The sequence below is a fragment of the Rothia mucilaginosa genome (assembly GCF_964211445.1).
Taxonomy (GTDB): Bacteria; Actinomycetota; Actinomycetes; order Actinomycetales; family Micrococcaceae; genus Rothia; species Rothia mucilaginosa_E.
The window spans coordinates 1-1,343 of sequence record NZ_CAXOQT010000054.1; the positions used below are offsets into that span (position 1 = coordinate 1).

Below are 1,343 nucleotides of genomic sequence, written 5' to 3' on the forward strand. Positions count from 1 at the left end.
ACCGAACCCTCGGGGCGGTAGGTGCCATCGGGCCAGCCGGTGGTGATGCCCTGAGCCTTCATCCACTCAATCTCCTTGTAGTAGGGGTGGTTGAGCGGAACATCCGAGAAGCTCGGAGTGGACGGTGCCGTGTACTGCGGCGAACCAGCCATACGGTAGAAGTACGCCGCCATGGTTGCGCGGTCCATGTTGCTCAGCGGGCGGAAGGTGCCGTCCGGGTAGCCGCGGTCAATCTGACGGGCAGCAATCCACGTGATTTCACGGTAGAACTGGTTATCCGCCGGAACGTCGGTGAAGCGTGCATCGTGGAGGGTACGAGCCACCTTCACGACCTGCGCACGGTCGCCAGCGGCAACACCGTTAGCGGTCTTACGGCCGCTCAGGTCACCGGTCGCGTTGTGCATGTGCAGGAACAGTGCCTGACGCTCCTTGTTGTTGTTCTTGCGGTGAACGGTCAGCTGGCCGCCGTCACGGTCCACGAACAGGCCGGGCACGCCCGACTCCTCACCGGTGAACCAAACACCGGGGTTGAAGGGGGAGTACTCGATAGCGGAGGTGGTGTCCACGTAGGAGTTGCCCTCGTTGTACCAGGTGTCGGTCTGCACCGTGTACTTGATGCTCTGAGCCTTCTCAGCGGTCAGGCCCAGGTCCTTTAGCGGCACACCCAGAATCATGGTGTTGGTGTCCATGATGTTGGTGTCGGTGTCACCCCAGGCGCTGTTCAGCGGGTAGCGTGCCACCACGTAGGATGCGTTACCGGAGATAGACCAGACCTTCACCAGCGGGTAGTCCAGACCCTTCTCGCGGGTCACCTCCAGAACGTAATCTGCGGTGGAGTCGTTGTTGGTGTCGATCTGCACCTGTACCTGACGGCCCCAGTGCATGCTATCCCAAGTACCCCAGGTCGAAATGCCGAAGAACAGAGAACCATCGTTCGGGTTCTTGCCGGCAGCCTTCAACGCCGGAGCATCTGAGGCGGCACCCACATACTGCAGGTCAACAGACTGGTTCGATGGCAGCTTCAGCTGACCGGACGGAATACGGTCACTGACCGCACCCAGCTCAAAAGCGCCCAGCAGCGAACGGTAACCGCCCTGGTTCAGGGTCGTACCGCGCAGAGTCACCGTGGACTCCTTATCGGCAATGCCCTTGTAATCAATACGGGACGCATCAACACGCATCTTCGAGACAGGCTTGGGCGCCACGTGAATCGACTGGCGAATCGCCTCGCGGCCGTTCTCGGAGAAAATCAGGCGACCAGAAGCGCTCGCAATGTACTGGCGCTTACCGGCAATCAGAGTCTGACCGGTCGTCCAGTCCTGAGCGACGTGGTCGGCGCTCAT

General features: G+C 60.8%; 1 protein-coding gene. It reads right to left on the reverse strand.

What is annotated here, in order from left to right:
* Positions 1-1,343: S-layer homology domain-containing protein (locus AB8E48_RS08890; RefSeq protein WP_368886470.1), on the reverse strand; the 1,343-nt coding region annotated here is incomplete at both ends.